1 protein-coding gene is annotated in these 1,532 nt (G+C 30.1%); it reads left to right on the top strand.

Annotated elements, in window-relative coordinates; translation table 11 throughout:
* The coding region (locus tag OM90_RS12925) for an Mbeg1-like protein (protein ID WP_160323683.1) at positions 1 to 1,532 on the top strand (1,532 nt) is incomplete at both ends.

Genomic DNA, 1,532 nt, shown 5'->3' on the forward strand with positions numbered 1-1,532 from the left:
CAGATACTACTCAGCAGAAGTTTTCATTAGCTTATATAAATAGTCTAGAATATGATAATATTACTGTAACTGGTCACTCAAAAGGTGGAAATAAAGCTATGTATGTAGCTATTTTATCAGACAAGGTAGATAGATGCATGTCTTTGGAAGGACAAGGGTTTAATGATAAATTTTGTGAAAAATATGAAGAAGAGATTGCAAAAAATAAATATAAAATAAAATCTATAGCTTCATCATCTGGATTTTTATGTGGAGACCCAGTAAAGGGTTTATTAATACCTATTGCTGGGACAGAAGAATATAGAGAAAAAGCAATTCCTATAGGATTATGTGAATTTAAAAAATATCATCGACCAGATTCAATTATTAAAATAACTAAAGATGAAAATGGAAATATAGTAAAAGTGGAATTAGCTCCTGTTACTAGGGAAGGATTATTAACTAAATTAATAAATGATTTTACTACATATTTTTTGGAGAATGTTGAAGATGAAGACGAAAGAATATTACTTGCTCGAAGATTATTAGGTTTATTTAAGATGTATTACCCAGATTTGTCTGAAGAAGAAATAAGTATAGCCAATGAAGGACTTAAAGAGTTATTTGAAAAATATATGATAGATAATATGCTTGAGAATTTACATAAGATTATACTTTTTATTACATTAGTAAAACTTCCTGGGATAAATATTTTACTGGCAGGAGTATTAACAATAGTTATTAGCAAGGTAATTAAAATTTTATCAGATAAAGTTCCAATTTTAATAGAAAAATTAAAAAATGGAATAGAAGGTATAAAACAAAAAGTATATCAGAAAATAGAAGGAATAATGGAAGAAATAGCTATACAGATAGATAATTTAATAGCAATAGCAAAAGCAATAGAAAAATTCGCAGGAAATGTTAAAAATATAATAACTAGCTTTATAAATAATATAAAAATAGCATGGGAAAACTTAAAGTCTAGTATAAGTAGTGCATGGGAAAGTTTAAAATCTGGAGTAAGCGACGCCTGGGAAGATATAAAATCTGGAGCAAGTGAAGCCTGGGAAGATATAAAATCTGGAGTAAGTGACGCCTGGGAAGATGTAAAATCTGGAGTAAGCGACGCCTGGGAAGATATAAAATCTGGAGTAAGCGACGCCTGGGAAGGTATAAAATCTGGAGTAAGCGATACTTGGGAAGGTATAAAATCTGGAGTAAGCGATACTTGGGAAGGCATAAAAGGGAAATTACAAAGTATAGCTGATGGATTTAAAGAATTTAGTGAAAAAGTTGGATATAATACACAAACTTTATCCATTGTAATGGAAAATATATTAAATAGAAATATGAAAGAAACGCAAGAAGAAATAACAGGAGAAAGTATTGGTGCTGTAGTAGGGAGCATTAGTGCTTTGGTAGGTGGTGTTGGTGCAGAAAATATTAGAAAGTTAGGAGAAATTGAAAAAGAAGAAATACCTGAAGAGGTAGAAATATTATGTGATGTAACAAAAATGGCATCAACCGGACGAGCATATTATAGTGGAAAA

Source organism: Defluviitalea phaphyphila (genome assembly GCF_001466305.1).
Lineage (GTDB): Bacteria > Bacillota > Clostridia > Lachnospirales > Defluviitaleaceae > Defluviitalea_A > Defluviitalea_A phaphyphila.